This window comes from Parafrankia irregularis (assembly GCF_001536285.1).
GTDB classification, from domain to species: domain Bacteria; phylum Actinomycetota; class Actinomycetes; order Frankiales; family Frankiaceae; genus Parafrankia; species Parafrankia irregularis.
This window is the reverse complement of the sequence record NZ_FAOZ01000026.1, coordinates 87991-104842: the sequence shown is the minus strand read 5'-3', so window position 1 is coordinate 104842 and position 16852 is coordinate 87991. Positions and strand designations below refer to the sequence as shown.

The window sequence follows — 16852 nt, the reverse complement described above, 5'->3', positions numbered from 1 at the left end:
GCGATGACCTACACGCCGGAGCAGGAGGCGTTCCGCGCCGAGGTGCGTGCCTGGCTGGCCGAGAACATCCCCGCGGGCCTCGGCTCCGAGCCGGCGGGCGAGGACGAGGCCGCCCGGCAGTACCAGCTCAAGCGGGAACTCGGCCGGCTGCTCGGCGAGAAGGGGTGGCTCTACCCCGCGGCGCCCCGGGAGTTCGGCGGGGGCGGGCTCGACATCGGGTCGACCCTGATCCTCGACGAGGAGATGCGCCGCCAGCACCTGACCCTGCCGCCGTACTACGACAGCGGCGGCATGATGGGCAGCCACACCATTCTCGTCTGGGGGACCGACGAGCAGAAGCGGCGGATGCTCACCCCGATCTACCGGGGTGAGGTGCGGACCTGGCAGCTGCTGACCGAGCCCGAGGCCGGCTCGGACCTGGCCAGCGCCCGGCTCGCCGCCCGCCGCGACGGCGACCACTACGTCCTGAACGGCCAGAAGATCTTCGTCGGCAGCGCGCACGGCGCCGACCGGTTCTGGATGATCACCTGCACCGACCCCGCCGGCGCCCGCCACCAGAACCTCAGCTGGTTCATGGTGGACGCGCACCTGCCCGGCATCACGGTCGAGCCGCTGCCGGTGCTGGCGGACGTCGCCGAAGGCCACAAGAACACCGTGTACTTCGACGACGTCCGGGTGCCGGCGGACTGCCTGGTGGGCGGCGAGAACAACGGGTGGAAGGTCGCCAACACCCACCTGCAGCTCGAGCACGGCGCCATCGGCAGCCTGCGGCGTGACCCGATCGTCGACAGGCTCGTGGAGTACTGCCGGGCGCACACCGGCGCCGACGGCCGCCCCCTCATCGAGGACCCCGACGTCCGCGACGGGCTGGCCGACATCCACATCCGGATCGAGACGCTGCGGCTGCTGACCACCCGGAACTTCTGGCGTACCTACAACCGGAAGACCGAGCACTACAACGGCCCGCAGCTGACCTACCTGCGCAAGACGACCGGCCTGTGGCTGACCACCGCGATCCTCGACCTGATCGGGCCCGCGGCCCTGACCAGCGACGAGGTGTGGGGCGCGCTCGACGGCCACGCCGAGCGCCAGCAGCGCGACGGAATCGTGGACATCATTCCCGGCGGGACGGTCGACGTCCAGCGGGTGGTCATCGCCCGGGCGCTCGGCGTCGGCGGGCGCAAGCCGAGGGGAGGCTGAGCCGATGGACCTGAGCCTGTCCGACGACGAACTGCTGCTGCGTGACAGCGTGCGGTCGTTCGTCGCACGCGAGGCCAATACGGAGACGCTGGTCGGCCTTCAGCCCAGCCGGCTTGGACTGCGCCCCGAATGGACGGCGCCGATGGCGGACGCCGGCTGGCTGGGCGCGCTCGTCCCCGAGAAGCTGGGCGGGTCGGGTGCCAGCACGCTGGAAGCGGCGATCATCTGCGAGGAGCTGGGCCGTGGCCCGGTCCCCGGCCCGTTCCTGGTCTCCAGCGTGCTGGCAGTCGGGCTGCTGCGGGTCGCGGCGGCCTCTCCGGAGCGGGATCATCTGCTGTCCGCCATCGCGACCGGGAACGCGACGGTCGTCCCGGTGACGGCCGGGTCGGGGCGGGACTGGAACGGCCTGCGCGCTGGCGGCGGCTTCGCGCTCGAACCGTTCGGACCGGTCGGCGAGGGTGGCGAGGGTGGTGGCGTGCTCACCTGCACCGCGCCGTTCGTGCCGTACGCCGCGGCCGCGACGCATCTGCTCGTCCCGGTCACCCGTACCGGCGCGGGAGACGACGCCGGGGCTGCCGGGAATGGCGGAGTCGAACTGGCCGTCGTCCCGGTCGGGGCGGAGGGTGTCTCGGTACGGCGGCTGAAGGGCTTCCTCGCCTGGAACGACGAGGTCACGTTCACGAACGTGACGATCGAGCCGGGAAACCTGCTGCGCCTGGCGGGCGGAGGCGGCAGCCAGAGCGGTGCGGTCGGCCTGGACGGCGAGGACGGCGAGGCGGGCCTGGACGACGTGCTTACCCAGGCCTATGTGCTGTTCGCCGCCTACCAGGTGGGTGGGTGCCAACGGCTGTTGGAGCGCAGCATCGACTACAGCAACACCCGGCAGCAGTTCGGCCAGGCGATCGGCCGCTTCCAGCGGGTTCAGGACCACCTCGTGGAGTTGCTGAACGCCACCGACGCGGCCCGCTGGACGATGTACGAGGCGATCTGGCGGATCGACTCCGGCCAGCCGGCCCGCGCCGCCGCGCACCTGGCCAAGGCGGTCGCGAGCGAGTCCTATCTCACCGCGGCCGACTACGCGCACAAGGTGCACGGCGGCATCGGCGTGGATCCGACATCCGGGATCACGTTGTTCACCCAGATGTCCCGGTCGCTCTACGAGCTGCTCGGGACCCCCAGATGGCACAAGCGGCGGATGGCCGACGCGCTCGAGTGGAGTACCTCATGAGCTATCAGGTGGGTGACGCGCTCCCGGAGCGCACCTTCGGCCCCCTCAGCCGGACCGACATCGTCCGATACCAGGGCGCCAGCGGCGACTTCAACCCGATCCACCACGACGAGAGCTTCGCGAAGTCCGCGGGTTTCCCGACGGTTTTCAGTGTCGGGATGCTGCAGGCCAGCTACCTCGCCACCTACGCGACGGACCTGCTCGGCCCGACGGCCGTCCGTCGTTTCCGGACCAGGTTCCGGGAGCAGGTCTGGCCCGATGACCTGCTGACCTGCACCGGCACGGTCACCGCGCTGCGCACCGACGAGGACAGCGGGGAGAAGGTGGCCGACCTGGAGCTGGTCGTCACCCGCCAGACCGGCGGAGTGGCGATCCAGGGCTGGGCCACCTTCGCACTCTGAACAGGAGCAGGTGCTGCTCGGGGGCGTGATCTCCCGGCCCCGAGCAGCACCTGCCGTCCGCGTCCTAGGTGAAGTTGGTGAGGGTGGGCTCGGACCAGGTCCGTTCCTTGGTCACCGGCCAGCAGATGAAGGGCTTCTTCGGGTCGCCCACGGGCTCGAACCTGCCGTTGTGGACCTTGACCAGGGTGATGCATTCCTGCTTGTAGCCGTGGGTCACCGGGTCCGCCTCGGTGGGTGGCTCGTGCTGGCGGCTCCAGTCGATCGGGTCGATCAGCCCGTCCGCGCTGTAGTTCGTCATCTTGTTGGTCGCGGCGATGACCGACGCACGGGTGAACGACGGGCCGGCGGCCTTGATGCCCTGGAACGCGAGGTCGGCGTCGATCCAGCCGAGCATGGCGTATTCGGTGAGCTCGGACCCCGTCTTCTTCATCCAGGCCGAGAAGGTCTTCAGGCCGGACGAGCCCGCGTCGGCCTCGAACGGGCGGAATCGGGGCAGCACGTAGTCGCCCTCGAAAAGGTCTCCGCCGGCGGCCACGAACTTCTGGTCGTAGGTGTTCTGGTGCACCATCGGGACGTCGCCGATGCCCTGGCGTTCCATCTCCTGGGAGAAGGTCTTCATGGAGTTCAGGTCGATGCATCCGATGACCAGCTGGACACCGGCGTTCTTCATCGCCGTCACCTCGGGGCCGGCGCCGTTGGGCAGGCCGTACGGCAGGCTGTCGTTCATGTAGACGACTTTCTGGCCGAACTTCCCGCCGAAGGTCTCGATCGACCGGACGACCCCGTTCGCGCAGTTCTTCGACGGTGCCGCGACACCGATTCCGAGCGCCGCGATCTTGGTGGCGCCGGCGAGCTTCGCGATATAGGACCAGTAGGTCTGGGTGCACTCGATGCAGAAGGAGCCGGTGCTGGAGAAGGTCGATTCCTTGCCGACCATGTCACTGGCGTTCGCTGGCAGCCCGTAGAGCGGGACCCCGGCCTCGGCGAAGGCGCCGAACCCGGTGGCGAGAAGCGGTGCCGAGAACGCGCCGAAGGTGTCGTTCGCGGAGATGATCTTCAGTGCTTCCTGCTGGTTTTTGCCCAGCTGGTCGTCCACCGTCTGGGAGACCACCAGTTTGCGGCCGTGGACCCCGCCCTCGCTGTTGCGGTAGGCGAAGTACGCGTTCACGCCGCTGGCGAAACAGTCCAGGATGCAGGTGCCCAGCGGATTGTTGCTCTTCGTGCCGAGCATCGCGAACCGGATCTCGCTGTCGGTCACGCCGGGCCCGCTGGCCGTTCCCTGTGCCCCGCCGGACGCCCCGGTGCCAGAGGTGTCCGCGACCTTGCCCGACGAGTTCGAGCACGCCGTCACGGCCAGGAGGATCCCGGCCACCAGGACCGCCAGGCCGCGCAGACGACGGCCCTGCGGGCTCCTGCTACGACGCCTTCCGGGCGCGCCGGGTAACAAGTTGTCAGACCTTTTCACCGTTGTTCCTCCCGGAGGGCGTGCTCGTTCGCGGCTCGTGCAGGCGTTCGCGGCTCCGCGGCGAGGCGCGGCACACGTCCCACCTCCCGCTGATATGGGGCTGCGGGATACTGTGTGACGTCCACCACGCCGTGTCGATCTCCGGCAAAATATATAGAGATTAACGCGTCCGTCAAGGGGTAGCTGCCCGTCGGAGTGGCTCTGCCAGGCCGGACCGGTGAGGCCGTGATCGTGTCAATCCGCAGGCGGCCCCGCGGTCTCGCGGCCAGCGCTCACGCGGGCGGCAGCTGCCTGAGGAAGCTCACGATGGCGTCGTTCACCTCGTTCGGACGCTCCTGTTGGGTCCAGTGGCCGCAGTCCGGCACCTCGATCACGTCGCGTAGGGCAGGGGCGAGCGCACGCATGCGCTCCAGGGTGGGGATGCGGCAGAAGGTACGGACGTTGTCGCGGTCTCCGACGACGTAGAGGGCCGGCGGCGTGATCAACGCGTCCTGCCAGGGCGCCATCAGTTCCCAGTTGCGGTCGATGTTGCGGTACCAGTTGAGCCCGCCGGCGAAGCCCTTTGTGGCGTACTGGTCGACGATGACCGCCAGGTCGGCATCCGTGATCCAGCTGGGCTTCGCGGCCGAGACGCTTCCGGGAGTGACATCCCTGTCGATCGACGGAGCCGCTTCGTGATCCGTCGCCTCGGTGCCCGTGAAGACACCGCGGAAGGTGGTCGCAAGATCCTTGCCCAGCCAGGACTCCGCGAAGCCGGGCTCCTGAAAGTGGAGCACGTAGAAGTCGTCGCCGTGTTCCTCCCGTGCGGCGACCAGGGGCGGGACGGGACCCCGGCGCGCGGGCGGCAGGCTCAGGCCCACCACACCACGGACGAGGTCGGGACGAAGCTGCGCCGTGCACCACGCGATGGGCGCGCCCCAGTCGTGCCCGACGACGACGGCGTTCTTCTCCCCGAGCGCGTCGATCAGGGCGACGACGTCGCCCACCAGATGCATGATCGTGTACTGGTCGACCGCGCTCGGGGCGTCGGTGGCGCAGTAACCGCGCTGATCGGGGGCGACCACGTGGTAGCCCGCCTCGGCGATCGCCGGAATCTGGTGCCGCCACGAGTACCAGCTCTCCGGGAACCCGTGCAGCAGGAGTACCAGAGGCCCCTCGCCCTGCTCGGCGACGTGCATGGTAATGCCGTTCACATGGAGGTGACGGTGCTGCGGAGTCATGATCGCGGGCCTCCCGGTCGCGCTGGGTCGGTTGCCGGCACCGCGTCGGCCGCCGCGAGCGAGGCCCAGGCGTAGTCCGGCTTGCCGTTGGCGTGCCGGGCGACCCGGTCACACAGCAGGACGGCGCGTGGGGCCTTGAACCGGGCGACGGAGCGGGCCGCGAACTCCCGGACGCCGGCCGGCGTGAGCTCGGCGCCGGGCCGCGCCTGCACGAGCGCGACCACCTCCTGCCCGAACCGCTCGTCTGGCCGGCCCACGACCAGGGCATCCACGACGTCGGGATGGCGGCGGATCGCCTCCTCGACCTCCTCGACGAACACCTTCTCGCCGCCGCTGTTGATCACCATGGAGTCGCGGCCGAGCAGGACCAGCCGACCGTCCGGGTCGAGCCGGGCCCGGTCCCCGGGCACCGCCATCCGCCGGCCGCCGACGATCGGGAAGGTCTGCTCGGTCCGCGCCCGGTCCCCGAGGTAGCCCAGTGGGACCCGGCCGGCCCTGGCGGTCCAGCCGATCTCGTCCTCTCCAGGCAGCAGCTGGCGCGACCGGTCGGCTGCCAGCACGACCGTACCCGGCGACAGGGTGAAGCTCGCCGGTGTGGCGGCGGACCGGCTGGAGGCGGCGAAGGCCATGCCGCCGGTCTCGGACGAGCCGTAGCCGTCCACGATCGTGACGTTCGGCAGCGCCTCGAGCAGCTCGCGCTTGACCCGCGGGTTGGTCGCCGCACCGCCGGTGCCGATCTGGCGCAGCGCCGGCAGGTCGTACCCACCGGCGCGCAGCTCGTCGACCATCGGCCGGGCGTAGGCGTCGCCGACGACCGTCATCACACCTACGCCCTCGCGGGCGACCGTCGAGAGGATCTCACGGGCGTCGAAGGGCCTGGCATCATCGTGCAGGACCGCGGTGGCGCCCCTGGTGACGGCGGCGAGGACGGTGCGCTGCCCCGCGGAGTGCATGAGCGGCGACGCGGCGAACCACACGCCCGCGCCGGTCCGCGCGAGCTCGGCGATCTGCTCGGCGGTCCCCCCGTCAAGGCCGCCGATCCCGGACACGTAGAGGTCGGCCTGCCGCCACAGCACGCCCTTCGGCGCGCCGGTCGTGCCGCCCGTGCAGATCAGGTACAGATCGTCGGGTGACGGCTCCGGCAACGCGCTGACGTCCTGGGCGGTCGCTGCGGCTTCCTCGAAGGACACGCTGCCCGGCAGCGCCGGCACGCCGGAGCCGTCGTCGATGTCGAGCAGCAGGCGGCGGCTGCCGCCCGGCGTGCCCGCCGTCAGCGCCAGTGCCTGTGCCAGTGGCGGGCCGAGCCGGCGGTGGTAGACCACCGCCTCGGCGCCGATCGCCTCCAGCAGCGCCGCGACCTCACGCGGGTGGTAGTGGTGGTTGACGTTGAACGGAACGGCCCGCGCCCGGTAGGCACCGAGCATCGTCTCGACGTACTCCGGGCAGTTCGACGCGACGACGGCCACCGGGCTCTGGCCGCACTCCCAGCGTTCCAGCTCCGCGCGTTCACGGCGTACCCCGATCCCGTTCGCGACCAGGAACGCCGCGAGGCGCCGGGAACGGTCCGCGACCTCGGCGAAAGTCCGCCGTACCGTCCGCCGGGCCGTCGTCCAGACCAGCATCTCCCGGTCGGGAACGGCGCCGGTCACAATGTCGAGAACCGCGGGCAGGGACCACTCCCCGCCGGGATCGTCGACCCCTGTCTCCATCAGAGCCTTTCTTGTCGTTTCCGCGTTCACCGGGGTCAGTCCGAGAAAGCGCCGGTGGCGATCATTTCGGACAGGACGTCCCAGTAGGAATGCAGCCCTCGTACGTGCTGGCCGCCGTCGACGGGGATGAAATGGCCGGTGATGCGCTGCGCGGCGGGTGACATGAGGAAGAGGACGACGTCGGCGATGTCGGAGGGCTCCTGGTGGCGGGGCGGGTGCACGAGCGTCCGGTCGAGGAACTCCTGGCCCATGCGGCCCATCCGGGCACCGACGGACATCGGGGTCGCGGTGGTGCCTGGGCCGACGGAGTTGACGCGGATCCCGTACCGGCCGAACTCCGCCGCACACACCTCGCCCAGCACCTTCACCCCGGCCTTCGCCGCGCAGTAATGGGCCATGCCGTCGGTCACGGCGACGGCGTTCAGGGAGGAGATGTTGACGATCGAACGCCCTGCCCCGTTCGGAATGACATGCCGGGCGAACGCCTGTGTGCACAGGAAGGTGCCCTTGAGCAGGGTGTCGATCATGGTGTCCCACGCCGACTCGGTCATGTCCTGTACAAGCGCCATGTCGGCGATTCCGGCGTTGTTCACCAGGTGGTGAATGTCCCCGAAGCGGTCGACGGCCGCGGCGAAGGCGGCTTCCACGTCTGCTTTGACCGCGACCGATCCCTCGTACCAGGCAATCCGGTCTCCGCCGCCGAGTTCCTCGGTCGCCGCCGCGATGTTCTCCGCGTTGATCTCCAGGGAGAAGACGTTGCCTCCCTTCTCCAGCACGGCCGCCGAGATGGTCCTGCCCATCCCGCTGCCCGCACCGGTGACGAAGACCGTCCTGCCGTGCAGATCGGGAACTGGTGAGGAGAGGCCCGCGTTCATCAGGCTCTCCCGTCCGGGTGCCCGCGGCGGACGGTCACGGAATCTGAGGTCATCGACCTTGCCCCTTCGGTGTGGTCCGACGCGGGCCGCCTGACCGCGGCCGCGTCGTTGTCTGTTCGCAACCGCCGTCTGTCCGCGTGTCGGTTCGCGGCGCGGCCGTCACCACCGCTGGGCCGGCGGGCCGCCGCCGTTGATGGCGATGACCTGGCCGCTGACATAGGAGGACTCATCCGAGGCCAGGAACACGACGACGTCGGCGATGTCGCGCGGGATCCCCATCCGGCCCAGTGCCACCCCGGAGGCGAACTGCTGGAACTGCTCCTCGGTGAAGATCCGTTCCATGCCCTCGGTGCGCACCGTGCCGGGCGCGACGGCGTTGCAGCGGATTCCCTGGGGCCCGAACATGCCGGCGGTGTAGAGCGTGAAGGTCTCCAGGGCCGCCTTGCAACTGGCGTAGGCGATGCGGCCGCTCGCATGACGCGAGGCCAGCGAGGAGGTGTTGATGATCGACCCGCCGCCGCGTTCGGCCATGGCCGGAATCGCCACCCGGCACGCGTAGGCGGCGGCCATGATGACCACGTCGAAGGTCCGGTGCCAGGCGTGGTCGGTGGTCGCGACGGCGTCGCTGTCCTCGGGGATGGCCATCACCGCGTTGTTGTGCAGCACGTCGAGGCGGCCGTGCGCGGTCAGCGCCGCCTCGATCAGCGCGCGAACCTCGGCCTCCACCGTCACGTCCGTGTGGACGGCGATCCCACCGGTCTCCCTGGCGACCGATTCGAGCCCGGCGTCGTTCACGTCGCCGAGGACGACCCTGGCGCCCTCGGCGGCCATGCGGCGCGCGGTCTCGGCCCCGATGCCGCTGGCCGCCCCGGTGATGACGGCTACCTTTCCCTGCAGTCGGTTGGTCATCCACGGCTCACTTTCGCTTGACGAGGTTGTCGTAGTACGGGATGACGATCACGTCGGGGTCGTCACTGACGTCGATCACCATGGGTGCGACGGGGTGCATCACGTCGGCGACCGCCACGTTGATGACGGTCGGCCCGTCGACGGCGAACGCGCGGCGTATCGCGGGCGCGAGATCGTCGATCCTCCGGACCCGCTCGCCGTGACCGCCGTAGCCGACGGCGACCTGGTCGTAGTCCGTGTCGGCCAGCCGGCTCGCCACGACCGCCTCGTCGCCGTAGTGCAGCTGCTGGCCGTGGATCGACGAGCCCCACACCTCGTTGGTGAACACGACGATCACGACCGGCAGGTGGTGGCGGACCATCGTGTCGATCTCGGAGGCGTGGAAGCCGAACGCGCCGTCACCGGTCACCAGCACCGGCCGCCTCGACTGGTCGGCGATCCGTCGGCCGATGGCGAATCCGAACCCGATGCCGAGATGGGCGAGGTAGCCCCCGAACCCCGAAGCGCTGCGGAGATCGCCGTCGTGCAGCACGTCGGACAGCCACTGGATGACCTCGCCGCCGTCGGCGATGAGATCGGTACCGGGCGGAAGCGCCCGGACCAGTTCCCGGGCGGCGTGGTACGGGTGGAGTCGGCCAGCGGTCTCGGTCTCGGCCCCGGCGTGCGGGCGTGGGTGGCGGTGCAGGGCGGTGACGGCCCTGGCCCAGCCGCCGCGGTCCGGCCACGGCTGCTCGTCCGCGAGGAAGGCGGCCAGCGTCTCACCCGCGTCGGCCGTGATCCCCACCTCGGCGGGAAGGATTCGCCCGATCTCGGCGGCGTCGGCGTCGACGTGGACGATCGTCGCGTCGTCGGGGATGATCCGCCCGCTGCGCGCGAGGGAGAACGCCCCGGTCCGGGCACCGAGGAGAAGGAGGGCGTCGGGCGGTTCGAGGCCGGTGTGCGCCACCATCGCCAGGGAGCCGGCGCCGCCTCCGCTGAGCGGGTGGCCAGGAGGTATGACCCCGTAGCTGCCCGTCTGGCTGAAGACCGGGATCCCGCTGCGCTCGGCGAACGCGACGAGCCGGTCACCGGCCTGCCGGGCACCGCCGCCAACGATGATCGCCGGGCGTCGGGCGGCCCGCAGGACGCGCAGCGCGTCCGCGACGGCGGCCGGGGCGGGGGCCGGGGGCGCGGCCAGCTTCGGCCCGCCGCCCCAGTGCACGGTGTCCTCGTCGACCGGCGTGAACAGCACGTCGATGGGGATGTCCACCACGACGGGCCCAGGAGCACCGGCCAGGGCCTTGCGGATCGCGAACCCCACCAGCCGCGGGATCTCCTCGACGACGGTCACCCGGTGGGCCCACCTGGCCATCGGAGCGGCGACCGCGACCTGGTTGATGAACCCCTGGGCGGCGTTCATCTCGGCATCCCGCAGCGGCGGGGAACTCGTGAGCACCAGCACCGGCGAGCGGTCGGCATAGGCGACGGCGAGACCACCGAGGGCGTTGGAGAAACCCGCTGCCGCCGTGGCGAAGGCCACTCCCAGCCGACCGGTGGTCCGCGCGAAGCCATCGGCGGCGTTCACGGCAACGGTCTCGTGGCGCGTGTCGACGACCCGGATCCCGTTGCGGGCGAAACCCAGCAGCAGGGAGTTCAGATGGCCGCCATGCAGGCCGAACGCGACCTCCACCCCGAACGAACGCAACGTGCGCGCGACTAACTCGCCGCCGTCAACCTGTTTTCCCATCTGGGTCCCCTCACGTTCTTCTGAGACCGTAGTCTCAGATACTTGTGAGATCGGAGTATCAGTTCCTTGCTTGTGAGAGTCAAGTCTCGATATCGTCCGGTGGCGATGACAGCTGCCGAAGCCATGGACGGTCGGGTCCGCCGCCGGGAGCGCAACGCCGCGCTGCTCTACGACGCCGCCGCGGAACTGCTTGCCACCCGCTCCCTCGACGAGATCAGCGTCGAGGAGATCTGCCGGCGCGCCGGCGTGGGCCGAGCCACCTTCTTCCGCATCTTCGAGACCAAGGAAGGCCTGCTCCGCGAGTTCAACCGCCGGCTGACCGCCGATGCGGCGGCCCGAATCGACGCCGCCGGTGATATCGATCTCCGCGCGGCGCTGGGCCACGTCCGCGACGCGATCATCGAGGCATGGGGTCATGCCGGCCCCGGCCACGCGAGCATGGCCCTCACCTACGCGTACCACGCACCCGAGCGCATCCACGATCCGCACCCCGAGCTCTATGCCCTCGTCCGCCAGCGGATCGAGCGTGCGATGGCCTCCGGCGAGATCCCTGGCGTCGTCCCCGCGTCGCTGGCCGCGTCGCTGGCGGTGATCAACCTCACCGCGCCCGTCGCCTGGACGCTTTCGCACCGTGCCGACGAGCTCGACGAGCTCTCCGGTGTTCTGCTCGACCAGTGGTATGCCGGCATGATCTCGACCCCGAAGCCCGACCGCCGACGAAACGGGCCCCGGCCATAGGCGACGCACGGCGGCCGATCGGTAGTGCGCTCGGTCCGGGTTCTGTCTGGTCAGGCGGGCCGGGCCGGTCCCGCCACCACCACCGAGGGGATGGTCGCCCCGGCGCGGTTGTCCAGGATGTCGTGGACGACCCGGGCCAGCGCGTCGGGCTCCACGAATGATCCGTCGAGATAGCCCTTGGTAGTCCAGGTCGTGATGAGAGGGCCGGAAATGTCCGGATCCCACTCGTCGGCGAACCGGGTGCGGTCGTCGCCCTGCCCACCGGCGCTGATCCCGACGGCGACCCGGGTGAACCCGATGGTCGGGTGCTCGACGCGCCAGGCCTCAGCCAGCTTGTCCAGCGCCGCCTTGCTGACCGCGTAGGCACCGAGGCCCGGCCACGGCGGCGTCTGCGACGCGCTGATGGACGACAGATAGACAACGGTGCCCATCGACTCGGTGAGGTACGGCAGGGCGGCGGAGGTGATCAGAGCCGCGCCGGTCACGTTCGTGGCGAAGACACTGTGCCAGGTCTCGGCATCGACCTCCGCGAGCGGAGCCATCGGGCCGACACCCGGTGCGTATACGAGGGCGTCGATCCCGCCCAGTTCCCCGGCGGCCTTCTCGATCGCGTTCCGGCACGCGGCCGGGTCCGTCACGTCGCAGGCGATCGCGACGGCGCCGGACCCGGCCTCGCTCGCGGCGGCGAGGAGGCGATCGTGACTGCGGGCGAGTAATGCGGTCCGGGCGCCGCGGTGGGTCAGGTAGACCCCCAGGTGGCGGCCCAGCCCGCTGGAGGCGCCCACGACGACGACGCGTCTGTTGGTCTGCATGCGCTTGACGGTAGCCTCGAAACGCTCGATGGTAAACGAAACGGTGTCGTTTTAAGTGCTCGTGAAGGTGCTCGGGCAGCTCTGCAGCGTCACGGCTGGTGCGCCCCGGCAGGCCATCGCGAAGCGTGGCACGAGAGTCGGATGAGGGTAGGTGGGGCGGTGCGGCTGTCGCTGGACGCTGACCAGGTGTTCTTCCGTGACACCACGTCGAAGTTCCTGGCCGATCAGGTGCCGGTGGCGCAGGTGCGCCGGTTGCGGGACGACCCGGCCGGGTTCGACGGCGACTACTGGCGGCGCGGAGCGGAGCTGGGCTGGACGTCGCTGCTGGTCGGTGAGGAGCACGGCGGCGGCACGATCAGTGGTGACGGTGTGTCCGACCTGGTGCTGGTCGCCGACGCGTTCGGCCGGCACGCCGCACCGGGTCCACTCGTCGCCACCAACGTCGTCGCCGCGGCTCTGGCCCGGGCGCTGCCGGCGCAGGACGGCACCGCCACGGCCACAGCGCTGGCGGCGCTGGTGGAGGGTTCGGCGACGGCGGCGTGGTGCGTCGCCGAGCCACGCCCGAACGACCGGCTCGGCTCGGTCACGGCGCAGGCGCGGATCGACGGCGGCTCCATCGTGCTCAGCGGTGTCAAACGGCCCGTCGAATCCGCCGCCACCGCGTCGTACCTGCTCGCTACGGCGCGCACCGACGGCGGGCTGACCCAGGTGCTGGTGCCGGCGGGTACGACCGGGCTGTCGGTCGCGCCGCTGCGCACGGTGGACCTGACCCGCCGGTTCTTCACCGTGACCTTCGACGATGTGCGTCTCCCGCTCGACGCGGTGGTCGGCATGGTCGGCAGCGCGGCCGGCGAGGTGGCCTACCAGCGCCAGCTCGCCGCGGTGCTGGGAACGGCAGAGTCGGTGGGCGCCATGCAGGCCGCGTTCGACCTGACCGTGCAGTGGGCTTTCGACCGCTACTCGTTCGGCCGCCAGTTGGCCTCCTACCAGGCCCTCAAACACCGGTTCGCGGACCTGCGCACCTGGCTCGAGGCCAGCCACGCCATCAGCGACGCCGCCGCCGCGGCCCTCGGCACGGGGGCGCCGGACGCGCCCGCGCTGGTGAGCGCCGCGAAGGCGTTCGTCGGTGACTACGGCAGCCGGCTGCTGCAGGACTGCGTCCAGCTGCACGGCGGGATCGGTCTCACCTTCGAGCACGACCTGCACCTGTTCCTGCGCCGGCACACCGTGAACCGGCTGCTCGACGGCACGCCGGCCGAGCACCGGGCACAGCTCGCCGACCTCGTCGAGAAGGTGGAGGACGAGGCGGCATGACACCCGGGTCGACGACGGACGGTGCGACGACGGAAAGCGCGACAACGGGGGGTGCGATGACCGAGGCGGGCGAGTCGGTGGACCTGGAGGCCTTCCGGGAACGGGTGCGCGCGGTCCTGCGGGCCAACCTGCGGCCGGGGGACCCGAACCTGCTGTCCTGGCGGAACCCGCTGAGTGAGGAGCTGACGCTCCAGGTCGTCGCCCGTGAGCGCGAGGTCCAGCGGATCCTGTACGACGCGGGCCTCGCCGGGCTGTGCGTGCCGCGTGCGTACGGCGGCCAGGGGCTCACCCCCGCCCACCAGCGGGTGCTCAACGAGGAGCTCGCCCCCTACGAGTACCCGATGCGCCTGCAGATCCCGACTTTCGAGCCGTGCCTCGGGGTGATCCTCGAGTTCGGTACCGAGGAGCAGAAGCTCCGGCACATCCCGCGCATCCTCACCGGCGAGGAGGTCTGGGTACAGCTGCTGTCCGAGCCCAGCGGTGGCTCGGACCTCGCCGGCGCCCTCACCACCGCCGTGCGCGAGGGTGACGACTGGATCCTCAACGGCTCCAAGATCTGGACCACGAGTGCCGTGTGGTCCGACTGGGGGCTGTGCCTGGCCCGGACCAACTGGGACGTCCCCAAGCACCGCGGCCTCACCGTCTTCATGCTGCCGCTTCGCCAGCCGGGCATCGAGATCCACCCCATCGAGATGCTCAACGGCAACAAGGAGTTCTGCCAGGAGTTCCTCACCGATGTCGTGGTGCCCGACAGCTGCCGGGTCGGCGAGGTCGACGGCGGCTGGGAGGTGTGCGTCCGCTGGATGTTCCACGAGCGGATGCTGCACAACTCCCCGCTGGTGACCAGCCCGCCCGGGGCGATGCTCGGCGGCAGCGCCGGTCTGACCGCGGCCCGGGACACGGCCCGGGCGGCCGGGCGCCTCACCGACCCGACCGCGCGTGACCTGGTCGGCGAGGCCTACATGCTCGCCCTGGTCAAGGAGGAGCTCGACCTCAGGGTGCGGGACGGCGTCGCCGCCGGCGCCATGTCCGACCAGACGGCCGCCGTCGGTCGTCTGTTCTCCTCGATGGTTGGCACCCGCAGCACGGACATCGCGCTGGAGCTGGTCGGCGTCACCGGGGCGGCCTGGGCGGACGACGACGGCGAGCTGGGCGCGGTCGGGACGAGCTTCCTCATGCGCCAGTCGGGCTCGATCGGCGGCGGCACCGTGGAGATGGCCCGCAACGTCGTGAGCGAGCGAGTCCTCGGTATGCCCAGGGAGCTGGCAGCGGACCGCGGCATCGCGTTCCGGGACGTCCCCCGTGGCCGGCCCGCGCGCGAATGACCGCCGGGGAGATCTGAGGCCCTGACCGGCCCGCGAGCCGGCCGGACCTGTGCGCTGGACGACACACCCCCTGCAGTGACGTGATTGGACGATTCCCATGCCCCCGCGCCCGCGCGCCTCGGAGGAGCTCATCCTCCGCACCACCATCGACCTGATCGCCGAGCATGGGGTGGCCGGGGTCAGCGTGGACGCGGTGGCATCGGTCGCCGGGGTCAGCAAGCCGACGCTCTACCGGCGCTGGCCGTCCCGGGCGAGGCTTCTGCAGGCGGCCTTCACCTATGGGCAGCACGAGGCCGTCGCACCCGACACCGGCTCGCTGCGCGAGGACCTGATCACCCTGCTGGGCGAGCTGGTCAGATATCTCAACCGGCCCGACTTCGGGCGTGCCTACCGGTCCTTCATCGAAGCGGCGAGCCGTGACCCGGAGCTCGCGGCGCTGCGGGGGGCCAGCATGCGTTCCGCGTTCGGCATGTTCCACCGGGCGGTCCGCCGGGGCATCGAGCGGGGTGAGCTGCCGGTCGGCACCGATGTCCGCCTTTTCATCGACATGGTCTCCGCTCCCTTCATGGCGCAGCGGCTGGTCGAGGACCTACCGGTGCGCGGGGCCGACATCGAGCCGGTCGTCGACCTTCTCCTCGCCGCCTTCAACAGGGTCAGAACTCAGAAAGTGGAGGAATTCGGATGACCGCGGTGATGCAGGGCGTTCGGGTGCTGGAGGTCGCCGAGCACACGTTTGTGCCCGCGGCCTCCGCGCTGCTGGCGGACTGGGGCGCCGACGTGATCAAGATCGAGCATGTCGAGCGGGGTGACGCCATGCGCGGCCTCGCCTCCACCGGCGTCGTGTCGGTCTCCGGCGACGTCCATGTCCTCCTCGAGCACTCCAACCGGGGAAAGCGCAGCCTGGGGCTGGACCTGACCTCGCCCGACGGCCTGGACGTCCTGTACCGGATCGCCGCGACGTCGGATGTCTTCCTGACGAACAAGCTTCCGCGGGTGCGGGCCAAGCTGGGGATCGGCGAGGATGACATCCGGGCGCACAACCCGCGGATCATCTACGCCGCGGGGACCGGGCAGGGTGAGCGTGGGCCGGACGCGGATCGGGGCTCGTACGACTCGCTCGCGTTCTGGTCGCGTTCCGGAGTCGCCGTCGGAACCATGCGCCCCGAGTACGAGTACGTGCCGGTCCCGCCGGCGCCCGGCTTCGGCGACTCGCTGGGCGCGAGCGTGATCGCCGGCGGGATCATGGGTGCTCTGTTCCACCGCGAACGTACGGGCGAGGCACCCACGGTGGACGTGTCGTTGCTCGGCACCGGGCTGTGGGCCATGGGCCAGGCGCTCGCGCTCTCGCTGCAGCAGGGCGTCCCCTGGACGGCGCGGCCGGGCAGCGAGCCGCGCCTCAACCCGCTCGTGGAGGAGTACCTGACCTCCGACGGCCACTGGCTGGCCTTCTGCTGCCTGCAGGCCGGGAGGTACTGGCCGCCGATGTGCGAGGTGATCGGCCGGCCCGATCTCGTGACCGACCCCCGGTTCGCCGACCACGCCGCGCTGATCGCGAACAACGCCGACGCCAGGGACATCCTGCGCAAGGCCTTCGCGCAGCGGTCGCTGGCACAGTGGCGGGACCTGCTCGCCGACTTCTCCGGTCAGTGGACGGTGGTCCAGGACACCCTGCAGGTCGCCGACGACCCGCAGACTGTCGCCAACGGCTATGTCCAGGAATGCAGGACAGCCTCCGGGACCCCGTTCCGGCTGGCCGCCGCGCCGGTGCAGTTCGACCACGCGCCCGCGGCGCCCCGGCGGGCGCCGGCCTTCAACGAGCACGGCGACGAGATCCTCGCCGATCTCGGCCTCGACCTGGACGCCGTCCTCGACCTCAAGATCCGCGGTGTCGTGAGCTGACCGCTCCGCCATCCAACGCCGAAGGAGCGCC

Annotated in this window: 15 protein-coding genes; 8 read left to right on the top strand and 7 right to left on the bottom strand. The window is 70.7% G+C overall.

All coding sequences use genetic code 11. The features are described from left to right. Positions 1–3 precede the first annotated feature (3 nt). From AWX74_RS28915 to AWX74_RS28905, 3 genes are read left to right on the top strand one after another with little or no spacing between them, the layout of a single operon-like run. A complete protein-coding gene (locus AWX74_RS28915; protein WP_193209629.1) occupies positions 4–1200 on the top strand; it encodes an acyl-CoA dehydrogenase family protein in 1197 nt (398 codons plus the stop codon). A gap of 4 nt (positions 1201–1204) precedes the next feature. Beyond that, positions 1205–2428 (top strand): acyl-CoA dehydrogenase family protein, encoded by a 1224-nt coding sequence (locus AWX74_RS28910; RefSeq protein ID WP_091283286.1) that lies wholly within the window; start codon positions 1205–1207, stop codon positions 2426–2428. Beyond that, a complete protein-coding gene (locus AWX74_RS28905; RefSeq protein WP_091283284.1) occupies positions 2425–2829 on the top strand; it encodes a MaoC/PaaZ C-terminal domain-containing protein in 405 nt (134 codons plus the stop codon). Before AWX74_RS28910 ends, AWX74_RS28905 begins: the two co-directional genes overlap by 4 nt. Positions 2830–2893: 64 nt before the next feature. Here the strand turns inward: AWX74_RS28905 and AWX74_RS28900 are convergent, their stop codons facing one another. From AWX74_RS28900 to AWX74_RS28875, 6 genes are all read right to left on the bottom strand, one after another. After that, positions 2894–4201 (bottom strand): ABC transporter substrate-binding protein, encoded by a 1308-nt coding sequence (locus AWX74_RS28900; protein WP_311983218.1) that lies wholly within the window; start codon positions 4199–4201, stop codon positions 2894–2896. 365 nt (positions 4202–4566) lie between these two features. Continuing rightward, positions 4567–5514, bottom strand: coding sequence for an alpha/beta fold hydrolase (locus AWX74_RS28895; RefSeq protein ID WP_091283280.1), 948 nt, complete (start codon positions 5512–5514; stop codon positions 4567–4569). Then, positions 5511–7223, bottom strand: a complete 1713-nt coding sequence (locus tag AWX74_RS28890) for an AMP-binding protein (protein WP_091283279.1) — start codon at positions 7221–7223, stop codon at positions 5511–5513. Before AWX74_RS28890 ends, AWX74_RS28895 begins: the two co-directional genes overlap by 4 nt. Positions 7224–7258: 35 nt before the next feature. Next, entirely contained in the window at positions 7259–8098 is an 840-nt protein-coding gene (locus AWX74_RS28885; protein WP_091283277.1) for an SDR family NAD(P)-dependent oxidoreductase, read from the bottom strand. A gap of 159 nt (positions 8099–8257) precedes the next feature. Beyond that, a complete protein-coding gene (locus tag AWX74_RS28880; RefSeq protein WP_091283275.1) occupies positions 8258–9007 on the bottom strand; it encodes an SDR family NAD(P)-dependent oxidoreductase in 750 nt (249 codons plus the stop codon). 7 nt (positions 9008–9014) lie between these two features. Further along, complete coding sequence (locus AWX74_RS28875; RefSeq protein WP_091283272.1) at positions 9015–10733, bottom strand: thiamine pyrophosphate-binding protein; 1719 nt, start codon at positions 10731–10733, stop codon at positions 9015–9017. 105 nt (positions 10734–10838) lie between these two features. On the opposite strand from AWX74_RS28875, the gene AWX74_RS28870 reads away from it, so the two are divergent. Beyond that, positions 10839–11471, top strand: a complete 633-nt coding sequence (locus AWX74_RS28870; protein WP_131799558.1) for a TetR/AcrR family transcriptional regulator — start codon at positions 10839–10841, stop codon at positions 11469–11471. Positions 11472–11521: 50 nt separating this feature from the next. On the opposite strand, the gene AWX74_RS28865 is transcribed toward AWX74_RS28870, so the two are convergent. Beyond that, positions 11522–12283 carry an SDR family oxidoreductase gene (locus AWX74_RS28865; protein ID WP_091283269.1) on the bottom strand — a complete coding sequence of 254 codons (762 nt, stop codon included), beginning with the start codon at positions 12281–12283 and terminating at the stop codon, positions 11522–11524. 159 nt (positions 12284–12442) lie between these two features. Between AWX74_RS28865 and AWX74_RS28860 the strand changes: the two genes are divergently transcribed. The 4 genes from AWX74_RS28860 to AWX74_RS28845 all read left to right on the top strand — a co-directional run bounded on the left by AWX74_RS28860 (position 12443) and on the right by AWX74_RS28845 (position 16821). Beyond that, positions 12443–13597 (top strand): acyl-CoA dehydrogenase family protein, encoded by a 1155-nt coding sequence (locus tag AWX74_RS28860; protein WP_091283267.1) that lies wholly within the window; start codon positions 12443–12445, stop codon positions 13595–13597. A gap of 56 nt (positions 13598–13653) precedes the next feature. Beyond that, on the top strand, positions 13654–14922 hold the full coding sequence (locus tag AWX74_RS28855) for an acyl-CoA dehydrogenase family protein (RefSeq protein WP_091283265.1): 1269 nt from the start codon (positions 13654–13656) through the stop codon (positions 14920–14922). 97 nt (positions 14923–15019) lie between these two features. Continuing rightward, positions 15020–15607 (top strand): TetR/AcrR family transcriptional regulator, encoded by a 588-nt coding sequence (locus AWX74_RS28850; protein WP_091283263.1) that lies wholly within the window; start codon positions 15020–15022, stop codon positions 15605–15607. Continuing rightward, a complete protein-coding gene (locus tag AWX74_RS28845) occupies positions 15604–16821 on the top strand; it encodes a CaiB/BaiF CoA transferase family protein (RefSeq protein WP_091283261.1) in 1218 nt (405 codons plus the stop codon). Before AWX74_RS28850 ends, AWX74_RS28845 begins: the two co-directional genes overlap by 4 nt. The last annotated feature ends 31 nt before the right edge of the window (positions 16822–16852 follow it).